15 protein-coding genes are annotated in these 19,730 nt (G+C 50.2%); 4 read left to right on the top strand and 11 right to left on the bottom strand.

What is annotated here, in order from left to right; all coding sequences use genetic code 11:
- Position 1: 1 nt before the first annotated feature.
- From F459_RS0108040 to F459_RS24400, 8 genes are all read right to left on the bottom strand, one after another.
- On the bottom strand, positions 2-1,717 hold the full coding sequence (locus F459_RS0108040) for a histidine kinase dimerization/phosphoacceptor domain -containing protein (RefSeq protein ID WP_245540120.1): 1,716 nt from the start codon (positions 1,715-1,717) through the stop codon (positions 2-4).
- A 41-nt stretch (positions 1,718-1,758) separates the two neighbouring features.
- Positions 1,759-6,144, bottom strand: coding sequence for a DEAD/DEAH box helicase (locus tag F459_RS0108045; protein WP_026294951.1), 4,386 nt, complete (start codon positions 6,142-6,144; stop codon positions 1,759-1,761).
- Positions 6,145-6,224: 80 nt separating this feature from the next.
- Positions 6,225-6,863, bottom strand: coding sequence for a hypothetical protein (locus F459_RS0108050; RefSeq protein WP_020612222.1), 639 nt, complete (start codon positions 6,861-6,863; stop codon positions 6,225-6,227).
- Positions 6,860-7,789 (bottom strand): ArsA family ATPase, encoded by a 930-nt coding sequence (locus tag F459_RS0108055; RefSeq protein ID WP_020612223.1) that lies wholly within the window; start codon positions 7,787-7,789, stop codon positions 6,860-6,862. Before F459_RS0108055 ends, F459_RS0108050 begins: the two co-directional genes overlap by 4 nt.
- A complete protein-coding gene (locus F459_RS0108060) occupies positions 7,789-8,079 on the bottom strand; it encodes a hypothetical protein (protein ID WP_020612224.1) in 291 nt (96 codons plus the stop codon). Before F459_RS0108060 ends, F459_RS0108055 begins: the two co-directional genes overlap by 1 nt.
- Before the next feature lie 90 nt (positions 8,080-8,169).
- On the bottom strand, positions 8,170-9,858 hold the full coding sequence (locus F459_RS0108070; protein WP_020612225.1) for a carbon starvation CstA family protein: 1,689 nt from the start codon (positions 9,856-9,858) through the stop codon (positions 8,170-8,172).
- A gap of 83 nt (positions 9,859-9,941) precedes the next feature.
- Complete coding sequence (gene hydE / locus F459_RS0108075; RefSeq protein WP_020612226.1) at positions 9,942-11,093, bottom strand: [FeFe] hydrogenase H-cluster radical SAM maturase HydE; 1,152 nt, start codon at positions 11,091-11,093, stop codon at positions 9,942-9,944.
- 6 nt (positions 11,094-11,099) lie between these two features.
- The gene (locus F459_RS24400) at positions 11,100-11,531 is read right to left on the bottom strand and encodes a TM1266 family iron-only hydrogenase system putative regulator (RefSeq protein WP_020612227.1); all 432 of its coding nucleotides are present in this window, start codon (positions 11,529-11,531) and stop codon (positions 11,100-11,102) included.
- Between F459_RS24400 and F459_RS0108085 the strand changes: the two genes are divergently transcribed.
- A complete protein-coding gene (locus F459_RS0108085) occupies positions 11,530-12,690 on the top strand; it encodes a hypothetical protein (protein ID WP_020612228.1) in 1,161 nt (386 codons plus the stop codon). The two genes, F459_RS24400 and F459_RS0108085, sit on opposite strands and share 2 nt — an antisense overlap.
- 52 nt (positions 12,691-12,742) lie before the next feature.
- Here F459_RS0108085 and F459_RS0108090 read toward each other — a convergent pair whose 3' ends face one another.
- Positions 12,743-13,735 carry a LacI family DNA-binding transcriptional regulator gene (locus F459_RS0108090; RefSeq protein ID WP_245540121.1) on the bottom strand — a complete coding sequence of 331 codons (993 nt, stop codon included), beginning with the start codon at positions 13,733-13,735 and terminating at the stop codon, positions 12,743-12,745.
- A gap of 69 nt (positions 13,736-13,804) precedes the next feature.
- On the opposite strand from F459_RS0108090, the gene F459_RS0108095 reads away from it, so the two are divergent.
- From F459_RS0108095 to F459_RS0108105, 3 genes are all read left to right on the top strand, one after another.
- Positions 13,805-14,479: a D-lyxose/D-mannose family sugar isomerase gene (locus F459_RS0108095; RefSeq protein WP_020612230.1), complete on the top strand. Its 675-nt coding sequence runs from the start codon at positions 13,805-13,807 to the stop codon at positions 14,477-14,479.
- Complete coding sequence (locus F459_RS0108100; protein WP_020612231.1) at positions 14,476-15,645, top strand: carbohydrate kinase family protein; 1,170 nt, start codon at positions 14,476-14,478, stop codon at positions 15,643-15,645. Before F459_RS0108095 ends, F459_RS0108100 begins: the two co-directional genes overlap by 4 nt.
- Before the next feature lie 62 nt (positions 15,646-15,707).
- Entirely contained in the window at positions 15,708-17,066 is a 1,359-nt protein-coding gene (locus F459_RS0108105) for an MATE family efflux transporter (RefSeq protein ID WP_020612232.1), read from the top strand.
- Positions 17,067-17,140: 74 nt separating this feature from the next.
- Here the strand turns inward: F459_RS0108105 and F459_RS0108110 are convergent, their stop codons facing one another.
- On the bottom strand, positions 17,141-18,091 hold the full coding sequence (locus F459_RS0108110) for a bile acid:sodium symporter (RefSeq protein WP_020612233.1): 951 nt from the start codon (positions 18,089-18,091) through the stop codon (positions 17,141-17,143).
- 254 nt (positions 18,092-18,345) lie between these two features.
- Positions 18,346-19,707, bottom strand: coding sequence for a family 4 glycosyl hydrolase (locus F459_RS0108115; RefSeq protein WP_020612234.1), 1,362 nt, complete (start codon positions 19,705-19,707; stop codon positions 18,346-18,348).
- Between the last annotated feature and the right edge of the window lie 23 nt (positions 19,708-19,730).

Genomic DNA, 19,730 nt, shown 5'->3' on the forward strand with positions numbered 1-19,730 from the left:
CCTATTCTTCAAGGGGAAAGAGGATTGTCACTACCGCTCCATTACTATTCGATATATCGATCTCTCCACCTATCTGTGCGACAAGGGTAAGTATCAGTTGCATTCCCAGTGAAGTACTTTTGTGAGGGTCGAATATATCGGGAAAACCCGATCCCCGATCTGAAACGATAAGCATGGCTTTTTCTGCTTCGACGAAGAAGGTGATGTGTATGCTAACATAGCCATTGGCATCTTTTCCATATTTTACGCTATTTATGATTAGTTCGTTTGTTATCAGGGAGATTGTTATGGCCCTTTCAAGAGAAAGGGGACAGGACTTAGCATCTACTTTAATTGTTACATTATCGTATGAATAACCTCCGAGGATCGAAAGCCGTTCGAGAAATGAACGCATGTCGATCGCCTTAAGGGAATGAGACTGGTACATCATCTCATGTATGCTGGACATTGCCCTGATACGGTGCTCTATTTGTCGGGAAAAGGTTTCGATATCCCTGCTGTTCTCTTTTTCAAGATGAATAATGCTAAGAATGAGTTGGAGGTTGTTTTTGACTCGGTGATGTACCTCTCTCAGCAGCATTTCCCGTTCTTCGATGGCCTCGGAGAGCTTCTTTTCGTTTCGATCTCGCTCGTCGTTTCGCTGTTCAAGGGTCTCTGCCATATCGTCAATCGCTTTGGATACCATACCGATTTCGGAGTTTTCTTCCTCAAGTTGCGTCCTTGCAGACAGTTTTCCGTTTCTTATATCGGTGACTGTTTTTGCCATGCGCAGTAATTTTGAGCCGATGGTAACATAGCCGATAAAAGCAGCCATGATCATGCTGAAGAGCGCGACGGCTGCCATAAGGAGCAGGTTGCGTATCAGTATCCTTGTCGCCGGATAACGAGCACTCTGTTCCGGTATGCCGATGACGATATTCAGATAGGGTTCCTTTCCCTCTCCTGTCCTGATGCGCTGAAAGGCATAATATCTGCTTATCCCATCCGATCCCGTCGTTACCATTGTTCCCGATTCGTCGCCGGAGCCGATCACCTTCCATACATCGGCCTTAATTGGTTTCCCAATGGGATTGGTTGATTTCTCGGGATAGAAAAATATGCGAATTCCGTATCGGTCGGTGATGCCAAGAAACGATTCTTCCGGCAGGTCGAAACTCCTGAAAAATTCACGATAGGTGCTGAGACGATAGATTGCGGAGAGTACTCCTATGATGTTTCCTGTATTGTCCTTGATCGGTACGGCAAAGGGAAAGGCCGCTTCATTGTTTACTTGGGCGATGATGAATTCTCCGGCGGTAAAGTCTTCTCCACTTATAGCCCGTTGTATGTGGTTCCTTTCGCTAAGATCGGTCCCAGGCTCGAGCTTTGCGGACACGGTCACAATACCCTTTGTGTCTGTCACGGTGATGTTGACATATTCCGGGTTTTCTTCGAGGACCTGCCTGAGAATACGTTCCTGCCTGCTCTTTTCTCCTTCCGTAAATGCCGGAAGGAGTGCAAGGGTCGATAGTGTGTGATGGACGGTTTCCATTATGGTATTCTGAACCATTGCCAGGGTTTCCACTTGCCGCACCGCTTTTGCCCGTACCTCTTGTTCAAGGACGGATCCATATTCGATTCCGGTAAAGATAATGATGGCAAGAGAGGGAATCAGTGCAATCGCGACGATGAGTAAAAGCAACTTCCGAAAGGATGAAGCAAATATTCGTTTTACCATATGCTTTTTATTATACTTCGATTCTTTCATGAAAAAAACGCCTATCCTCTCGCCTTCGCGGCCCGCGGATCATATCGCAAGCCTTTGATTGCCGGCATGAAGCCAAAGGTCTCCATATCGTTGGCGAAGGGACTTTGGTCCGCCGGGAATGCATTGATGCTTTCGACCACAAGGGAGTGGGGCGGACGAATATCTCTCTGTGCGAGGTCTTTAAAGATTTCCAGGTAACGCTGAATCTCTGGTGCCCCCGGATGGGCCTCCAACGTCATCGAACGTCCTCCATGTTCGAGGGTGAGTACAAGGCGAGATCCGTGAAATACAAGAAAGTTGGAACGTTTCCGCGATGGAAGTTCATAGGGTAACTCCTCTATGGATAGGCCGCAGGGGGATGCGGGATCGACGGCATTCATCCAGAAGACCTCATCGAGTTCCCTTTCCTGCCAGGAAAGTAATTCCTGGATCGCTTGGCTCAGGACAAATTGTATACCGCCGAGGCCACGAAAAAAGTATCCGCCGACCATCTCTCCCGAGAGTTCCATTCTCCTGAGGCTTGGGAGCAACGCTTTCCATTGAAACGACTCGGTTTCCCGATCGAGCAGGGGCTTGGCAACCACTCCGTAGCGGTCGCTAAGCGTGAAAATTTTCTCCCGTATCCGTTCTTCCCGATCGAGGGGATCTTCTCTCCTCTTTTTTTCACCAAGAAGATACCAATTACCGGCAAGCGGCCTGGAATTTCTCCATTGGTGATAGGCCCCGTGGGAGCGGTAACGATGTCTGTTTTCGGAAAGCGGAGCGGCCTTAAATTGTGTGTTAATGCCGTTTCGCAATGCTGCAAAGGAGTCGTTGGCAATCTGTGTTTCCCATACCAGTTCCCAGAGCTGTTGTGTAAGTTCTGCCGAATCGAGTCCACTGGCCTCTTTTAGGTCGAAAAAAGTATAGCGCCCTCTCCCTTCATTGACTGAAAACGGGAGAGGCGTTTTTCTTTCTGCCGCTTCAGAACGTGAAAACAGCTCCGTCTGTTCGGGGTAGGCAAGGAATATCTGTTTTTTCCCTGCGCCGAACCAGGATAAGTCATGACTTTGGGAGAGGGCATCGATCCATTCATGGTAGTATGGGGACATCCTCGCCGGAAGGATCCACTCTTCAAGCGCGTCGGCGGGAAGCCTGTATCCAAGGAGCGAATCGATTCTGCTCGCAAGCTCCTCAGATCCCTTACCCCGGTTAATCATTCCCTGGCATGCAGCCATAAAGGGCACGATTAGGGATGATGCCATCGGTTCTATAAAGCGACGTTGCTTGTAGCGTCGCATTCTCAAGAGACGATCAAGGTTTTCCTTGTCGCAAAGCTGCGGCCCGGGGGCATCGAGGCATATTCGGGCCTTTACAAGATCTCCCTTTGTCAATAATTCGGCGATTGCTTTATTACGCTGTTTGACCGGGAGCGGTACGATCACGTCGATTTCCTCTGCGGTCAGCGGACCGTAAAAGCGGAATAATTCCGAAAGTGCCGCAGTCATGGTCTCGGAATGCATCAGGCGTTTATATTGATGCTCATGGCAGCGGTGGGTAACCGGTCCCTTTTCCGAATAGAGCAGGCGCAGCTTTCCGTCGATCGAGTTGAGAATTTCAGCCCTGTCCATCCCGCTCTCCGCAGCGACGGCATCGATGAGCCGCTGGTATTGATCTTCCGGAATGATGACGCGTTCGTCAATCCAGCGCAACAGTTCCTGCGGATCGGCAGGAGCATAGCCTTCTGCAGTTCTCTGCAGTTTTTCATTGAGTTCTAAAACTAAAGAGGGATCAATGGGCGCGAGTCGATCGGGATCGTCGAGCAGGTGGTCAATGAGATCATCATCCAATCCGCTTTTACCCGAGGCTTCCGGTGTGTCGTCGGCATACATAAAGAGGTTAATCTGCCGCCAAACCAGTCCGTCGCAAAATGGAGAAGGAATTGCCGTTCTCACCTCACATATCTCGGTTACACCGTCGGCAAGCTCTTCCAGCACCATGGCAAGATTGGCAAGGTCAAAGTAATCCTGCAGACAACTCCGCCATGTTTCAATCATGATGGGGAAATCCGCAAGGTCGAAGACCGTCTGAAGCAATTTACGTGACCGCAGCCGCGTAAACCAGAGCGGCATCCGTTTCCCGAAGCTTTGGCGGGGCAGCAAAAGAGCTCTACCCGCATTCTCTCTGAAAAAGGCCCCGAACAGTGCACTATTTTCAAGTCGTTCTCTGATTGTTTCTTCCAAGGGAAGGGTGGCAAGCATGGGAAGATACGGGGCCACTCTTGTATCATCGGGTACGATGATAAGAAGCGCATCGTTTGAAGCAATGGTTCTCGGTGTATAACCAAAGCGGCTCTTCCAGAACCCTTCGATCAAAAGTGCAAGGGGTTTATTGACAGCCGCCCCCCAGAAGGTGTGAAGCACAATCCGCTGCAAGCCTTCCGGCCCAAAGGATTCGGCGATATGTTCGACAATGATGCGATGTTCTCCTGGCAAGGGAGCTCCTGTGTGTTCTCTTTGACGCGTAAGAAATCGCATAAGGCGGATGGCAGAAGCCTCATCAAGCCCCCATTCCTCCTTGGTACTCCCTTTTGCCTGAACGTGATCAAAGAGTCGGAGGATTGCCCGTGAAAAGGTGAAGTCACGACTGCGATCTTCAGCCCTCCAGAATGGAATGATATTCGGAGGAGCATTGGTCGGCATAACAACGACGTTGTTGTGATCGATGCTTGTAATCTCCCAGGTCTGAGTACCCAATTCAAATCGATCCCCCACCGATCGTTCCCAGACAAACTCCTCGTCAAGGGTACCGATGTTGTTCAGGCCGTCGGCAAGCTTCATATTGTATTGCCCCCGATCGGGGATGGTTCCGCCTGAGAGGTAGAGAAGGTAGCGGACTCCCTTTGCGGGGGAGAGTAGCCCTTTTGATTCGTCCAGAAAGAGTCGGGGGCGCAGTGCCCGAATTCTGGTTCCCTCATATTTGCCCGTAAGCATTTCGACAACAAGATTAAAAAGGCGGCGAGGTAGGCTTGCAAAGGGTTCTGCTGTTCTGATGCTGTTGAAAAGGGATTCAATAGTTTGCTCTTTTATCACTATCAACGATAGGATGATTTGAGCGAGAATATCGAGGGGATTGCGCATCGGCCGCAGGCTTTCGATTTCATGGTTTTGCATGGTCTCGATCATGGCTGCGCCTGATGCAATATCAATACCGTGACTGGGAAAGAGGATTGCCCGGCTGACCGCATCGACCTGGTGGCCGGCACGACCTGCTTTTTGGATCGCCGACGAGATGGTGAAGGGTGTTTGAATAAGCACGACGAGATCGAGTTCTCCGACATCGATGCCGAGCTCGAGGGAGTTTGTGGCAATGATCGCTTTCAACTCACCCCGCTTGAGGCGTGATTCCACCGTCAGCCTGATCTCCTTTGAGAGGCTGCCGTGATGGGCGTAGGCGATGCGCTTTCCCGCAATCTCGTTCATCAGGCGTGCAATTTTCTCGACAAGACGACGGCTGTTTGCAAAGACGAGGGTGGAACGATATCTTTCGGTTAGGCGGAAGATTTCGGCGGCCATTCCCCGCCATATCGAATCCTGCTGTGCCCCCTGGGAAAGCATCCCGCTTCCCGTGTCGGGCAGCAGTTCGGGGCTAAGGACAGAGAGGTCGTATCGTTTCGTGAGAGGGGCAGTGCAGATTCGTACGGGCCTCTGCCGATGTTCTATCTTGCTTTCCCGACAGATCATCCGGTACCCACCGATGAAGGCGGCTACCGCTTCAGCCGGGCGGACCGTCGCCGTCAGGGCTATTCGCTGGAATTCTCCCCACTCAAGGGCGGCCTGCTCCACCATCGACATAAGCAGTACTCCCCGCTTGGTTCCGTAAAGCGAATGGATTTCATCAAGAATAACACAAGCGATGGAGCCGAAAAGGGTCCGGCCTCCCTCCGAGAGCATCATGATGGTAAAAGATTCGGGAGTGGTTATCAGGATTTCGGGCTGGTGGCGGAGCATGCTCCGTCGTTCGCTCTGGGGGGTATCCCCGCTGCGGGTCATGACGCGAATATCGGGAAAGCGCTCCCCTTGCTCACGGAACCTGAGGCGTAAGGTCTCTATTGGAGCTATGAGGTTTTTTTGAACATCGCTGCCGAGGGCTTTGAGGGGAGAGATGTAAAGTACGGAGAGTCTATCCTCCGGAAGCCGCCCTGTTACCAGGCCGTCGATGGCCCAGAGAAATGCGGTTAAGGTTTTTCCGCTCCCCGTGGGGGCCGTGATGAGACAATGATCCCCAGCCGCGATAGCCGGCCAGCTTTGCCTCTGAATCGGGGTTGGTGCTGGATAGGTATCCCGGAACCACTGAGCTATGAGCGGGTGAAACAGGGACAATCCCTCTATTTCCTTGGGGGCACCAAGCTGAGACATAGAAGTAGTATAGTGATTATTCGTCTCAGACAAAAGACGGAAGTCACGATACCATGATTTTGGCCGTCAAATAGTGATCTTTATTGTCGCTCCTTCATCATGCTGGGAAGTACGTTATATATGCCTGCAAGAAGGCCTGCTAAGCTCTGTTCTTTTGGTACGGCATGAATGAAGAAGTTGTTATTGTCACGATAGCAACAGAAGTGGAGAAGATCCTCAATCCCTTCGCTACTCTCAAGAAGGGCTTTCATCATCGGTTCCAATTTGGGATTATCCCAGAGTAGGATGAATTGCCTGCCTTCGATTTCGAACTCCTCGCGTTTTAATGTTTCGATCCCCGCGATATCGACCCGCATCTTCGGAAAGTAACGTTTGGCAATGATATGTGCCTCCCCCTTTAGTTGCCGGCTTGTAAAGATGTGGAGATAGAAACGATCGTATCGCGTAATAAGAAAGGAAAAGGGGAGGTACAACAGCGAATGGCGGGGAAGGAGCGTGAAGGTCCCCTTTGCCTGACTAAAAGGCTCTTCAAGCTGGTAGGTGAAGTTGTGACCAAGTACGCCGCCGATATTTACATATGTCGTATCCTTCGGCTGTAACAGCTTTTCACACACCTCACCGATCATAACGCTTAACTGTTTGTTTCGCTTTCTGCCGTGTAGGTATCCCATGCTCGTTGCAAAGGCCAGGGCTATGAGAAGATAGATGTAGGAGTTCATTGCGGATTTTCCTCCCGCTGAATATGGACTATGAGGTCGTCGATATAGATTTGACCAAGCTGCTGCCTGGAGGTGATTCCTCCGGCGATTGAGATGAATTTAAAAATGGGAAATTCGGCGAAGGTTCGCTCTATCGCCTCGTGAGGATCATCCAGTGAAAGTACCTTATTCAGACAAAGACTGTTGAGGGTGATATGAAGCCTTCCCAGCTCGGTTCGTATCCGTTCCGATTCGGCAATACTCAGTTTGTCGTCGTTGATGACAACCGACACATAACTCTCCTCGGTAAAAAGACGATAAAGCTTTTCAAGTCGCGAGGAAATGGCTCCCAGCTGCAGTGAGACCTTATCGTCTTCTTTTTTACGTGCCCCCTTTAGGCTTGCCGCATCGGGGTTGAGTCTGGTGAGGGTCTGCCGCTTTTTGAGTATTTTTTCCCGCATGGCACTTAACTCTCCAACCCATAATCGTGTGATGGACGGCATAGCGAGAAAGCGCAGGGTGAGGGCCGTGGGCGGCGTATCGAAGACGATATAATCGTACTTATCATGCCATCGGTCGTAGAGGCTCTCTATGGCCCAAAGTACGGCATACTCTTCGGTTCCGGGAGAGTATTTCAGGATATTGATATAGGAATCAAGATTGATGGTAAGGTTGTAGTTGTAATTTGAAATGATCTCGTCTCGACTGCTTTTCAGGTAGTGCTGGACCCAATACTGAAGGTCGATCTCTATGGCGTCGAGCCCCTCAATAACCGAGCTCCTCTTATCGGAAAGTTCCATCTCATAGATATCACCGAGGTTATGTGCGGGGTCAAGACTGATAATGAGAACACGATAGCCGTTCAGGGCGAGTCGATAGGCAGCGGTCGAAGAGATTGTAGATTTTCCGACCCCTCCCTTTCCCAGAAAAAAAAGCATCCGCTTCATCAGTCGATCTCCAGCATGCCGAGAAGGTTTCCAAGAGGATCCTGTGCAAGATCGGCTCTGGAGATCATTAGCTTGATCTCTTCTTCCATATAAGGCATCAATTCGAAAGCCATGGCTGTGGGTGGAGTGGGCAGGCCCACAAAGCTACCGAAAAGCAGCATGACGAAGATGTTTTCCAGCTCCTTCAATTCAAATTCGAGCATGCCGGTTGCCTTGTCCCGCTGGACTTGACTCGCGACTCTCCATATCTGCCGAAGGAGACGAACAAAGCGGCCGAGTAATGACTTCATGGGGAAACCTCTTGCTCTTGAAACCATTCGGCCTGTGGGTCCTGAAAAACCGCACAGGCCGATAAGGATGAAAAAATGATAAGACGGGCTTTAGGCCTTTACTGCTTTATCTTTTCCGAAATTCTTAAAAAAGGTCACAACCATAGCGATGTTGATAATGATCATAATGATATTCATGAGCCCGACCAAGGTCCCTGTGATAAGATTCTTGATGTTCGCAGGATCCGCAAAATGGGCGGGGACAATTGCAATCTGATACCAAATGATGGCGGCGGTGACGGTTATCCAAAGAAAAACAGCAGGAATAAATACCAGATTGGTATATTTCTCATTCAGCTCCTTTTTCACCCACATTGCCACGGTCAGCATGACAATGGAAGCAATGAGCTGGTTTGCGCCGGAAAATGCGGGCCAAAGGATGGTGTAGTTTCCGCTCCAGGCAAGGCCGATACCGAAGAATGCAACGACAAGGGAACCTACCCATTTGTTGTTGAAAAACTTATAAAGGCCGGGACGCTTATCCTTTGCAGGAAGCGAAAGCTCGCTGACAATGTATCGTCCCAGGCGATTTGTTGTATCAAGGGTAGTGAGAGCGAAAGAACTGACCCAGATAGCAGCGAAGAGCTTCATAAATTTTGCCGTGAAAAAGGGCATTGCAGATGCGACCATTGCCCCGTAGCTTGCCGTAAAGCGTGCCAAGGGCGGGGTGGCGAGGACCTTTCCTTCGCCGAGGGCCTGCACACCGAAAGCGGCAATGGCAATAACGGAAATCGTGGCAAGGAAGCCTTCGGTCAGCATTGCACCGTATCCGACAAAGAGGCCGTCTTTCTCATCACGAAGCTGCTTGCTGCTCGTGCCCGAAGCAATGAGTGCGTGAAAACCGGAGAGGGCACCGCAGGCGATAACAAGAGGAACGGTAGGCCAAAAAGGTGAGGGTTTTCCTCCGATAACCTTTGCGCTGAAACTTGTGAAAACAGGCACGGAATCGAAACCTTTTGCCGCCAAAATAGCGCCGATTGCTCCGGTAATCAGCCCGAAATAGAGGAGAAAACTGTTCAGGTAGTCTCTGGGCTGAAGAAGAATATTCACCGGCAGGGAACTGGCGATGATGATGTAGATAAAAATAACCAAAAACCAGACATCCTTACTTGCCGAAATCCCCACATGCTTACCAATGACAAAGGAAGCAATGAGCAATACGATGCCGATAAGGGTGCTTACGATCATCGGCAATTTTGTCCGATACATCAGAATTCCGAGCACAATGGCGGAGGCGCAAAAAAGAAAAAAGGTTGATGCTACAGCCCCATCTCCTGCAAACTGTCCTGCTACGATATCACCGAACGCCGCGACAACAAGGAAGCATAGGAAAAGGACAAACCAACCGAAAGATTTTCCTGCCTTTTTGCCGATCAGTTCCTGAGCAACGAACTGTACCGAGCGTCCGTCATACCTAACAGAGGCAGTCAGCGCAAGATAGTCATGAATAGCACCAATAAAGATGTTCCCAAACCATATCCACAGAAGGCCGGGAAGCCATCCCCAGGCAATGGCAATTGCGGGACCAACGATAGGCCCTGCTCCTGCGATGGATGCAAAGTGATGGCCGAAAAGGACATATTTACTTGTTGGAATATAGTCCACGCCATCTGAGAGCCTTTGCGAAGGGGCAGCAGGTGCTTCTTGAGATTTGAGCAACTTTGTTTGAAGCCCTTTACCGAATGAGAAATAGAAAATCAGGTAGATCGCCAAGGCAACTACAAGAACCAGAGTTGTCATAGCTCCTCCTCATATAAATAGATTATTGCCCCATACTAATTCGAAGGTCTGAAGAATGCAACACTTATCGTTATAAAGTGTTATCACTCTATAGGGAATTTCCTTTTAAAAAAACGAGGTGAATCCCCCCATGCATTGAGCCCGACGCTTCTTCCCGTTGATGCAATGCGCCCCGCAAGGCAGGCCTCACATGCCTCTTTTCGTTCGTTCATGCACGGCTTGTCTTTGTAGAGCCTGTAGGCTTTCCGTACGCGAAGGGGAGTAATATTGGGCATGGTTACGTTTGCCCCGAATCGAAGGCCCCGTTCTCTTCCGTCCGGCACAAGGGCCTGAAGAGCGGTGGTTGCGGCAATATTTGCATCGGGCAATGCAAGCCGTGTCGCCGCAATCATGAGAAGCGAAAGGTGCAGCAACGCTTCCTTCTCCATCATTCCCTGCACTGCCATGGGTGTATCCGGATGGGTAATATACGGCCCCATGCCGATCATATCAACATCGATATCCCGGAAAAAGAGGATATCGCGTGCGAGCATATCGATGCTCTGACCGGGAATGCCGATCATCACCCCGGTACCAACCTGAAAACCTGCTTTCCGCAGGTCGTGCAAAGCCTGGAGACGGGTTTCAAAACGTTGCTCAGGCGGATGGATGGCAGAAAAGAGCTCGGGGTTGCTGGTTTCGATTCTCAAAAGATATCGATGTGCTCCCGCATTGTAGAATCGGCGATAGGTCTCAAGGGTTTGCTCCCCCACGCTTAGGGTAATGCCCACTCCGTCCGGAAGTTCCGTGCTGCGAGAACGTTCCTTTATGGTTTTGACGATCCTTTCCACAAGACCGATGAAGGCTTCGTCTCTCCTCTCTCCGGACTGGAGTACCACCGATCCGTAGCCCCTTTCCGCACACCAGAGAGCCGATTCGACGATCTCCTCCTCATCGAGAAGGTAGCGACTGGAGACATGGGTATTACTTCTGCGTATGCCGCAGTAGCGACAATCCTGGGTACAGATATTCGAGAATTCCACTATACCTCGGTAATAGACGAGGTTCCCGACCTCCCGTTCCATCACCTCCGTTGCCGTAGATCGAACCTGCTCCACCAGGGCCTTTTCACGATAAGGGATAGAGAGAATAGCCCGAAGCGCTTTTTCGCTGGGTATGGCTCCATGACGAAGCGTATGTATGTATTCTTCTTGTGCGAAATCCGGGGCTGTGACGTCAATCGATGTGTGCATCATACCGCGTTACTTTTTCGCCAGACTCGATTTCACCGAAACACCCTCTATGGCACCCAGTTTTCCGGTGAGGCTGCCAAGAGCATCCGTGGTTGTGTCGACGATCAGGGTGATGACCGATAGCCCCTTTTCCCGATACGGAACACCGGTTCTGCAGACAATCTGATCTCCGAAATCGGTTAAAAGCTCCTGAACCTTTCCTGCTGTCTCGTTTCTGTTTTCGATGATGATACCGATAAAGCCGAGCCGTTTTTCCATCCGAGTGCCTCCCTCCTGCAACAGGGAAGGAAGGCGCAGGCAGATCGTATCTATAAGCGTCTCCCTTGGTTTCGGTCTTACCCTTGCCGCAGGTTGATATTTCAGTACATACTTTACCGTGTGAATAATCTTTTGTATAGATTGAATACCGCTTCCGAAAAGGATGGTAAAGGAGTCGGCCATGGATGAAAGAACAGAAATAGCGGGAGAACCCTCTTTCGGACTGATGAATAGCTTGGTAGAACTATTTGTTACCGAACGAGGGGCCCAGATGGCGCCGGTACATTTCTTTCCAAAGGATGCTAACCCGGTTCAGCCCTATCACCTGAGCCCCTGGCAGGGAGAATCTCGCGAGCAGACGGTAGATCAGCCTGCGGTGCTTCGTCCCCTTCGGGGGGATTTTTTCTGCATGCCTTTTGGGGACAACGATGAGCTGCCGGATGGGATCGGTGAGCATCATCCCCCTCACGGGGAAAGCGCAGGCTCAAAATGGAACCTTGTGTCCCGACAGGAGTCTGCCGATGGACGGTCCACCTTGGAGCTTGAGCTTAGCACTTCCGTCCGACCAGGCTCGATTCGGGCGACGTGGCAGCTGACGGGAGGCGACAGTTGTATCTACACCAGGCACCGCATCGCCGGGAACAGGGGGCCTGTCACACTCGGCCACCATGCCACCCTAACGGGACAAAACGGGCAGCTGCAGATAAAAAGCTCTCCTCTCCTTTTTGGGATGACCAACGCCTACCAGCCCCCCTTCTGTCATGATCGAGAGTATTATTCCCTTGCTTCCGGTGCCTTCTTTGACGACCTGTCGCATGTCCCGACGATCTGGAAAGATCCAGCCTTTACCGATTGTTCTCACTTTCCCGCCCGGGAAGGGTTTGTCGACATCCTGCAGCTCTGTCAGCGGCCGAGCGAAGAACCCGGCTGGATGACCGCCCTCTGCCGTGAGGGGGGCTATCTCTGGTTTTCTTTCAAGAATCTTCGGCTTCTTCCCTCCACCGTCATATGGATGGAAAACCGGGGGCGTCACATGGCTCCCTGGAGCGGCAGGAATGTTTGTATCGGCTTGGAAGATGTGTGCGGTTATCTTGCCCAGGGCCTTGATGCTTCGGCCGCTGATAATCCGCTGAGCCGACGCGGCCTTGCAACCACCCTTTCCCTTGAGGGAAAAGAGGCGCTTTCTGTTTCCTATATACAAGGGGTGATCCGGCTGTGCGATGGCTTTGATGAAGTCGATACAGTCCTCTTTTCCCCCGAGGGTGCCACCTTTCTTGCAAAATCGGGGAAGCGGCTCTTTTCTCCGGTCCGCTGGCGTTTTTTATTTGGTGAGGATCTTTGATTTCCTTACTGTTACGAATATTGGTGGTGAAAGGGCATAATGCTCTTTTGGCTTACCCTGCTTCACAGACGATGTGCTGTGAGGGAAGATCCGGCTGACGGATGACATCGAGAAGAAGTTTGGATGCTGCTTCCCCCATCTTCTTATGGGGATGGGGAATATCCTCCATGGAAGCCTCGACCCACCGGGGAGTTTCGCCAAATCGAATGATCCTTGCATCGAAGTGGTGAGTACGCAGGATCCAGGAAAGCTTATCCGCCAGACCGCTGGTCGTGACGAAAAAGGTGTCGACCGGTGAAGCGCTTCTCATCACTTCCACTGTCTGCTTCTCGAGATCATCACTTTCGGGATTGAGAGAAAAGAGGGAGATGATCGTTTCTGCCATTCTCGCTGCTCGTACCGCTTCCCGGTAACCGGCAAGTCGGGCATCGATGGATGATGCAGCAAGGGCAAGGGAAACGCAGCACACATTCCTGGCCCCCTGACGTATCGCTTTGCTGACCGCGTTTCTCGCAGCTTTCCGGTCGTTCTGGAGAACCGTATGGGTTTCAAGCCCCTCGATGGTGCGATCGACAACGACGAAGGGATACCCTTGTCTCAGCAAGCCCTCAATATGGGATCCGTCGTAAGGCGCCGCTCCATGGAAGGGCATGGTCGGGATGAGAATGATACCATCGACTCCCTGCCACACCATCTTTTCGATCACGGAACATTCCCGTTTGTTGTCGAAGCGACTGGTCGAGATCATAAGGGAATATCCCCGCTCGTAGAGCACCGATTCGATGCCCCGAATGATGTTGTTCATAAAGGATTCGAAAACATCGGGGAAAACCGCTCCGATAATATCGCTTCGACCACGATTAAGCGCCTTTGCAAAGTAGTTGGGCTTATAGGAGGTCTTTTTAACGTAATCCAGGACCATCTGCTGGGTTTCCCGACTGATGCGGTATTCATCGCCTCTTCCCTGGAGCACCAGAGATACGGTAGTGCGCGAGAGCCCGAGATGCTCGGCCACCTCCTTCATGGTCCTTGTCGATTTAGCCATTAGGGATGAAATTATCACTTGTCAGCCGTAGTTACAAGTGCTAAACTACGTTAGCTATGGAGGAACAATATGAAACGAAGTGAAATAAATGCAATCATCGAAGGGGCGCAAGCCTTTTTTAGTGAACAGGGGTTCCATCTGCCAGAATGGGCATTCTGGAACCCTGAACAGTGGGCCGCACATAAAAACGAATGTAAGGAAATTTTCGACTGTAAGCTTGGCTGGGATATCACCGATTTCGGTTCAGGGCGATTTGAAACCAGGGGACTGACCCTGTTTACCCTGCGAAATGGCCTTGAAGGAAGCTATCCAAAGCCCTATGCGGAGAAAATCATGGTGGTTGGAGAGGAGCAGGAGACTCCTTTTCACTTTCACTGGAATAAGATGGAGGATATCATCAACAGGGGAGGTGGGAAGCTCGCTTTTGAACTCTATATGTCGGATGCACAGGACGGCTTCTCCACGCAGAGCGTTACTGTATCCGTCGATGGTGTAAAACGGACCCTGAAGGCAGGCGAGCGACTTGTTCTTGATTCCGGATCGAGCCTGAGCCTTCCCCAGCGCCTATATCATCGCTTTTTCGCCGTAAAGGGATACGGAAAGGTAATGTGCGGAGAGGTCAGCATGGTAAATGACGACGACAGCGACAATCGTTTCAAGGAGGAACTTGGGCGCTTTCCTGCCATTGATGAGGATGTACCTCCCACGCGGCTTATGGTCGGCGATTACCGGAGATTTGCATGAAAATTACGGCTACGGGGTGCTGCCTGATCGATGTACTCTATCGGGAGATATCCTATGCCGGAGATGCCTTTTGCCGCCTTCTTTCCCGGGTCCCGGGAGACGGCGGCCTCATTCCCGGAGGCCTCGTTCTCGCCAATGACCTCGAGGCCTTTGCAGGCCGCCCCTTTCCCGAACTTTTATACGAAATAAGCGGTGGTACGGAGCCCACGGCCGTGAATCTGGGAGGACCTGCCATTGTCGCCCTGGTTCATGCGGCACAGCTTCTCGAGAAGCAGGGGGTGGAGAGTCGATTCTACGGTATTGTCGGTGATGATCCCCTTGCCGGGCAGATCAAGTCCTTTATCGGAGAAACACCGATACAGGCGTTTTTCCAATACATGGATAAGAGTCCTTCGCCTTCTACCGTCGTCCTGGCAGACCCTTACGCCCTGGAAGGGAAGGGGGAGCGTAGCTTTGTCCATACCATCGGGGCGGCGGAACATCTTGCCGTGGAACAGTTTCCTGACGATTTTTATGATACCGATATCCTTCTTATCGGAGGTTCGGCCCTTGTTCCTCCGCTCCACGCCGCTCTTACCCCGCTTCTTAAAAGGGCGAAAGAGCACGGAGCCCTGACTATTGTGGGGACGGTGTATGATTTCCGAAGCCAAAAGCGTGACCCAAAGGGAATATGGCCTCTGGGAGATCGGGACAGCTATCGGTTTATCGATCTTTTGGTCTGTGATGAAGAAGAGGCCCTTCGCCTGAGTGCCACGACACGTATCGAAGATGCCGCGAACCGCTTTATCGACTGGGGGGTCGGTGCTTTGGTCATCACCCGGGGGGCAAGGCATTATCTTCTTTGGTCGGGGGGAAAGCAATTCCTTTCCCACGAGATGGCCATGCTGCCCGTCAGCCGCTGGGTCGACGATCGACTTGCTGCAGATCCTTCATTGAAAGGGGACACCACCGGATGTGGAGATAACTTCCTTGGTGGCCTTGTCGCCTCGTCTGCAATGCAGCTTCCCAAAAAACCCTCGTTACGTGAGGCGGCCGCCTGGGCCGCCGCCAGCGGGGGCTTTGCCTGTTTCTACCACGGGGGCACCTATCACCAGAAGCGGAAAGGGGAAAAACGGCGGCTTCTGGAGCCGATTGTCTTCTCATATCGAAGGCAGATCGGAGACTGAAGCTCTTCCCTTGATGGGGTAAACTAGCTATCCTCAAGAAAAAAAGGTAGAGGGAGGATGCTATGCGCGAAACTGTGGGGGGAAATAGCCTTGATCCCCTTTTGAGGGAGCCTGTTCCTCGTCTTGTTCGGACCATCGGCATACCGGCTGCCGTAGGCTTTCTCTTCAATACCGGGTTTAATGTGGTTGATACCTGGTATGCGGGAATGCTCTCTACAAGTACCCTTGCGGCCTTGAGCCTCTCCTTTCCCCTTTTTTTTATTATCATTGCCTTTACCGAAGGTTTTTCCGTCGGGGTCACCGCTGTTGTCGGAAACGAATATGGCGCCGGGCGCGAGACCTCCGGTCGCTTTGTCTCCGCCCAGGTCTTTTCCCTGGGGATCATTCTTTCATTGTTGCTCACGCTTGTGGGGGAGCTTGCCGCATCACCGCTCTTCCACCTGCTTGGCGCAGACGGGGATTATCTTTCCAAGGCCCTGGCCTATATGCGAATCATCTTTGCAGGTGCTCTGTTTTTCCTCTTTAATGGTGCGATAAACGGCATTCTGCGTGCTCATGGCGATACCAAAAGCTATCGCAATGTCCTGATTGCCGGTTTTCTTTTGAACCTTCTTCTCGACCCTCTTTTCATCTTCGGCTGGCTTGGTATTCCCCGGATGGGCATTCGCGGGCTTGCCTTTGCGACGATCCTGGTTCAGGCCCTTGGTATGTCCTACATGCTGTATCGGCTGCAAAAGTATACACGCTTCGCTGGGGCACATCGACATGACTTTCTTCCCCGTCCCTCGGCATGGCTCCAGTTACTCGGACAAGGGGTGCCTGCTACTTTGAACTCTCTCACCGTGGGGGTAGGGATTTTCGTCATTACCTGGTTTCTCGGACAATTCGGCGAAAGGGCCGTTGCCGCTTATGGGGCCGCAGTGAGGATCGAGCAGATTGCTCTGCTCCCTACGATTGGAATTTCTACGGCGGTACTGAGTATTTCGGCGCGCAATAGCGGTGCCGCTCTTTTCCATAGGGTGAAAGAGACCGAGATATCGGCGCTCAAATACGGTCTTGTCCTTCTCGTTCCAGCTGCCTTTTTCCTTTTAGCCGCACCGGTGCTTGTCGGATTTTTTAGCAGCGACCAAGAGGTCATTGCTATTGGGGCCCGTTATCTGCGTATCGATTCCCTGACCCTTTACGCTTATGTTGTTCTTTCGGTCCATGTCTCCCTGCTTCAGGGCCTGAAAAGACCGCGTTTTGCCATCGCCATCGGGCTCTTCAGACAGCTGCTTGTACCTGTCCCTCTTTTCTGGCTCCTTTCTAAGACCGCAGGCCTTGGGGTAAGCGGGGTCTTCTGGGGAATCTTTGCGGTAACCTGGATGGCGGCAGTGATCGCGGCCCTTTACTGTCGGCATATACTTTCTGAATATGCCTAATTTACATATGCGGAAAAATGGTTTCCTATCGGCGGCCTCTTTCACTGAACGGCCTTGGTGTATTCATGTGTGATTCATATTTTTTGCTTTGGCAAAATTCGTACAACAACAAAAGCAGCACCTACCATTATTAAAATATAATAGAAAATTATCAGGAGGGAAACGGAAGAGACTATTTCCACATTCTTCGGGAAATAGATCGTTGCAAGAGGAATTCCCATTCCCATTGTTTTCTGCGTTCCTGTAAAGATAGAACAGACTTGGTCCTTCCGTGAAAATTTACAACCAACGGTCAAAAGTGATACCAGCAGTAAAAGTAATGAACAAAAGGCAAATACGCCAATCAGGGGTATCGAAAGCAAATGGAAGTATTCAAGAAGATCTCCTTTACAAAAGGTTGCCGCCAATTTCATATAGAGAATAAAGAATATCCCATAATAGGTAACAATTCCCGGAATACGGCCCAATAACACATGCCTCTGGCGCAAAAACTGTCCGATAGCAAAGGGGATAATCATTTTCTGACATAAATTTTCCACTACCTGTGAGAAAGGGATAACAGAGATAAATTGAGTTGCCAGTAACGTAGAAAGTAACAAGGGGGTAAGGAGCAGCCCCAAAAATTGCGAAACAATTGAATTGTACAATGCTCCAACAGTATTACCTCCGTATTCCTTCGTCAGCATAATGCAGGACGTTATGGTAGTGGGTAAACAACCGAGAAACAACAGACCTATAGCATATTCCAAATGGGAATATCGCATGACAGCATGAAAAATACCATAAGCCAGTATAGGTGAAAGGCCAAACAAGGAAAATTGCGAAAAAAGGATAAGTTTCCAGTTCCTTAATCCTACCAACAATTGCCGGGAGTCTGTTGTTATCCCCATTCCGACATACATAAGCATAATCGTAACCGTAGCGAACATTTCATGCGAGTTCAGCATTCCGCCAAAATCACGCAGGAACCACGTAATAAAAAGTGTAATAGCCAACACAAGGAAAAAATTAATATGTCGATCCATGTAATATCCACCTTACTTTCTTGCCAAAAAAATCACACAGGACTCATTTTCAGGGGTTTTTATTATCAGTGTTAAATAAAAATACTTTCTTTTGAAATATTGGGTAGAAAATATTCCCTCCGTAATATTGTTGCAAAATCAGACGGAAAACAATCGATACAGAGGATAAGCCCTCTGTATCGACTTCAAACATATTCAAAAGAAGTACAATCCGTTTTTTACATAAAACACAATTACACGAATAAAAGGCAACCTCATCCTAAATAATCAAGCCAAGGCTTTTGCCTATCTATCATAATGTCTACTAATTCGGGAAGACACCGACACTGGTCAACGACAGGATTGGCCATCAATGCTTGAATGACATATTCTTTCCGACTAGTCAGCACAGCTTCAGCAATCAGGTCATATACACCACAATAATTACGAAGCAGTGCCGCAAAGCCTTTGGGATAGGCAGGAAATTTTACCCCTTTTATTCCCGATGCCGAAACGATGCCTGGTACTTCAACGGCAATCCATGAAGGAAGTTCAGGTATCAGATCCTCATTAAGAATATTGACAGCCGGTTCTTCATAAGAAGCAGCCCCCTTTAAAAGCGCCTCAAGTATATACACCAATCGTTCGTGTGTTTCCGTACCGATTTTTGGTTCATTTCGAGAGAGCATTATTTGGTAGAACTCGTAGAAATCCTTGATACCTTTGTGATCAGCGATTTCCCAGGCCCAAGAAATATATTCCCCTATATGGCTGTCACCTGTAATCGGCAATAAACGATATCGTTCCAAAATGGTCTTAAAAAGCGTGCGATCAGCCCAAGACTTGGAACTGCGGGTACCGGCAAGTAACGATCGCCTGTCGCTTCCCTCTGTTTGTTCAACAGATCCTCCCTTTTGTACATACGAGAGCAGATCGGAATATCCAGGTTCCCGTTCAAAAAAAGCAGGGGCCCTCTCAAGGATATCAGGATAGGCATCTTTGCCCGTCGACCGATAGGAAGCTTCAAGCAGAACACTGAAATGATTCAAACCTGCAGCCCGGAGAGCAATATCTTCGTAGGGGGTATCCAGAATTATCGGCACATAACGTTTCAACGAAGCTATTTCGTGGCACATTCCGATGAATTTAAGTTGAGGATACTTTCGCAACACTGCTGTCGTTATTGCTGTCATCGGATTGGAATAATTGAATACATAGGCATTAGGACAAAATTGCATTACATCATCACAAATTTCCACAATCACCGGAGTGATGCGAAGAGAATGGAATACCCCACCAGCTCCACCGTTCTCCCCATAAACCTGATGAATTCCATATTGCTGTGGGATGGTCCAATCTTGATTCCAAAGAGGAAATCGTTTACCGACCTCAATGGAGATGACCACGACATCGGCATCCCGCAGGGCTTCTTTCCTGTCAGTGTATGCCTGGACCAAAAATGGTTTGCCACTTTCCTCCAGGAAAGATGTTGCAATCTTTTGTACATGAGCCAGTGCTTTCTCGTCGATATCGACGATGTCAATTTCGCTTCCTTCCAGAGCCTGGCTCTGAAACAAATCACCCAAGGTACCCAATCCGAATTGAGCACTTCCCGCTCCAATCAACACAATTTTCATGATAAAGCTCCTTTCTAACTCAA

It is taken from the genome of Sediminispirochaeta bajacaliforniensis DSM 16054 (assembly GCF_000378205.1).
GTDB classification, from domain to species: domain Bacteria; phylum Spirochaetota; class Spirochaetia; order DSM-16054; family Sediminispirochaetaceae; genus Sediminispirochaeta; species Sediminispirochaeta bajacaliforniensis.

What these genes read in the sequence shown, in the direction of transcription:
- F459_RS0108055 (WP_020612223.1), bottom strand. Translation starts at nt 7,789, where the DNA reads ATGAAGCGGATGCTTTTTTTTCTGGGAAAGGGAGGGGTCGGAAAATCT.
- F459_RS0108060 (WP_020612224.1), bottom strand. Translation starts at nt 8,079, where the DNA reads ATGAAGTCATTACTCGGCCGCTTTGTTCGTCTCCTTCGGCAGATATGG.
- F459_RS0108070 (WP_020612225.1), bottom strand. Translation starts at nt 9,858, where the DNA reads ATGACAACTCTGGTTCTTGTAGTTGCCTTGGCGATCTACCTGATTTTC.
- F459_RS0108115 (WP_020612234.1), bottom strand. Translation starts at nt 19,707, where the DNA reads ATGAAAATTGTGTTGATTGGAGCGGGAAGTGCTCAATTCGGATTGGGT.
- F459_RS0108105 (WP_020612232.1), top strand. Translation starts at nt 15,708, where the DNA reads ATGCGCGAAACTGTGGGGGGAAATAGCCTTGATCCCCTTTTGAGGGAG.
- F459_RS0108110 (WP_020612233.1), bottom strand. Translation starts at nt 18,091, where the DNA reads ATGGATCGACATATTAATTTTTTCCTTGTGTTGGCTATTACACTTTTT.
- F459_RS0108050 (WP_020612222.1), bottom strand. Translation starts at nt 6,863, where the DNA reads ATGAACTCCTACATCTATCTTCTCATAGCCCTGGCCTTTGCAACGAGC.
- F459_RS0108100 (WP_020612231.1), top strand. Translation starts at nt 14,476, where the DNA reads ATGAAAATTACGGCTACGGGGTGCTGCCTGATCGATGTACTCTATCGG.
- F459_RS0108040 (WP_245540120.1), bottom strand. Translation starts at nt 1,717, where the DNA reads ATGGTAAAACGAATATTTGCTTCATCCTTTCGGAAGTTGCTTTTACTC.
- F459_RS0108045 (WP_026294951.1), bottom strand. Translation starts at nt 6,144, where the DNA reads ATGTCTCAGCTTGGTGCCCCCAAGGAAATAGAGGGATTGTCCCTGTTT.
- F459_RS24400 (WP_020612227.1), bottom strand. Translation starts at nt 11,531, where the DNA reads ATGGCCGACTCCTTTACCATCCTTTTCGGAAGCGGTATTCAATCTATA.
- F459_RS0108095 (WP_020612230.1), top strand. Translation starts at nt 13,805, where the DNA reads ATGAAACGAAGTGAAATAAATGCAATCATCGAAGGGGCGCAAGCCTTT.
- hydE (WP_020612226.1), bottom strand. Translation starts at nt 11,093, where the DNA reads ATGATGCACACATCGATTGACGTCACAGCCCCGGATTTCGCACAAGAA.
- F459_RS0108090 (WP_245540121.1), bottom strand. Translation starts at nt 13,735, where the DNA reads ATGGCTAAATCGACAAGGACCATGAAGGAGGTGGCCGAGCATCTCGGG.
- F459_RS0108085 (WP_020612228.1), top strand. Translation starts at nt 11,530, where the DNA reads ATGGATGAAAGAACAGAAATAGCGGGAGAACCCTCTTTCGGACTGATG.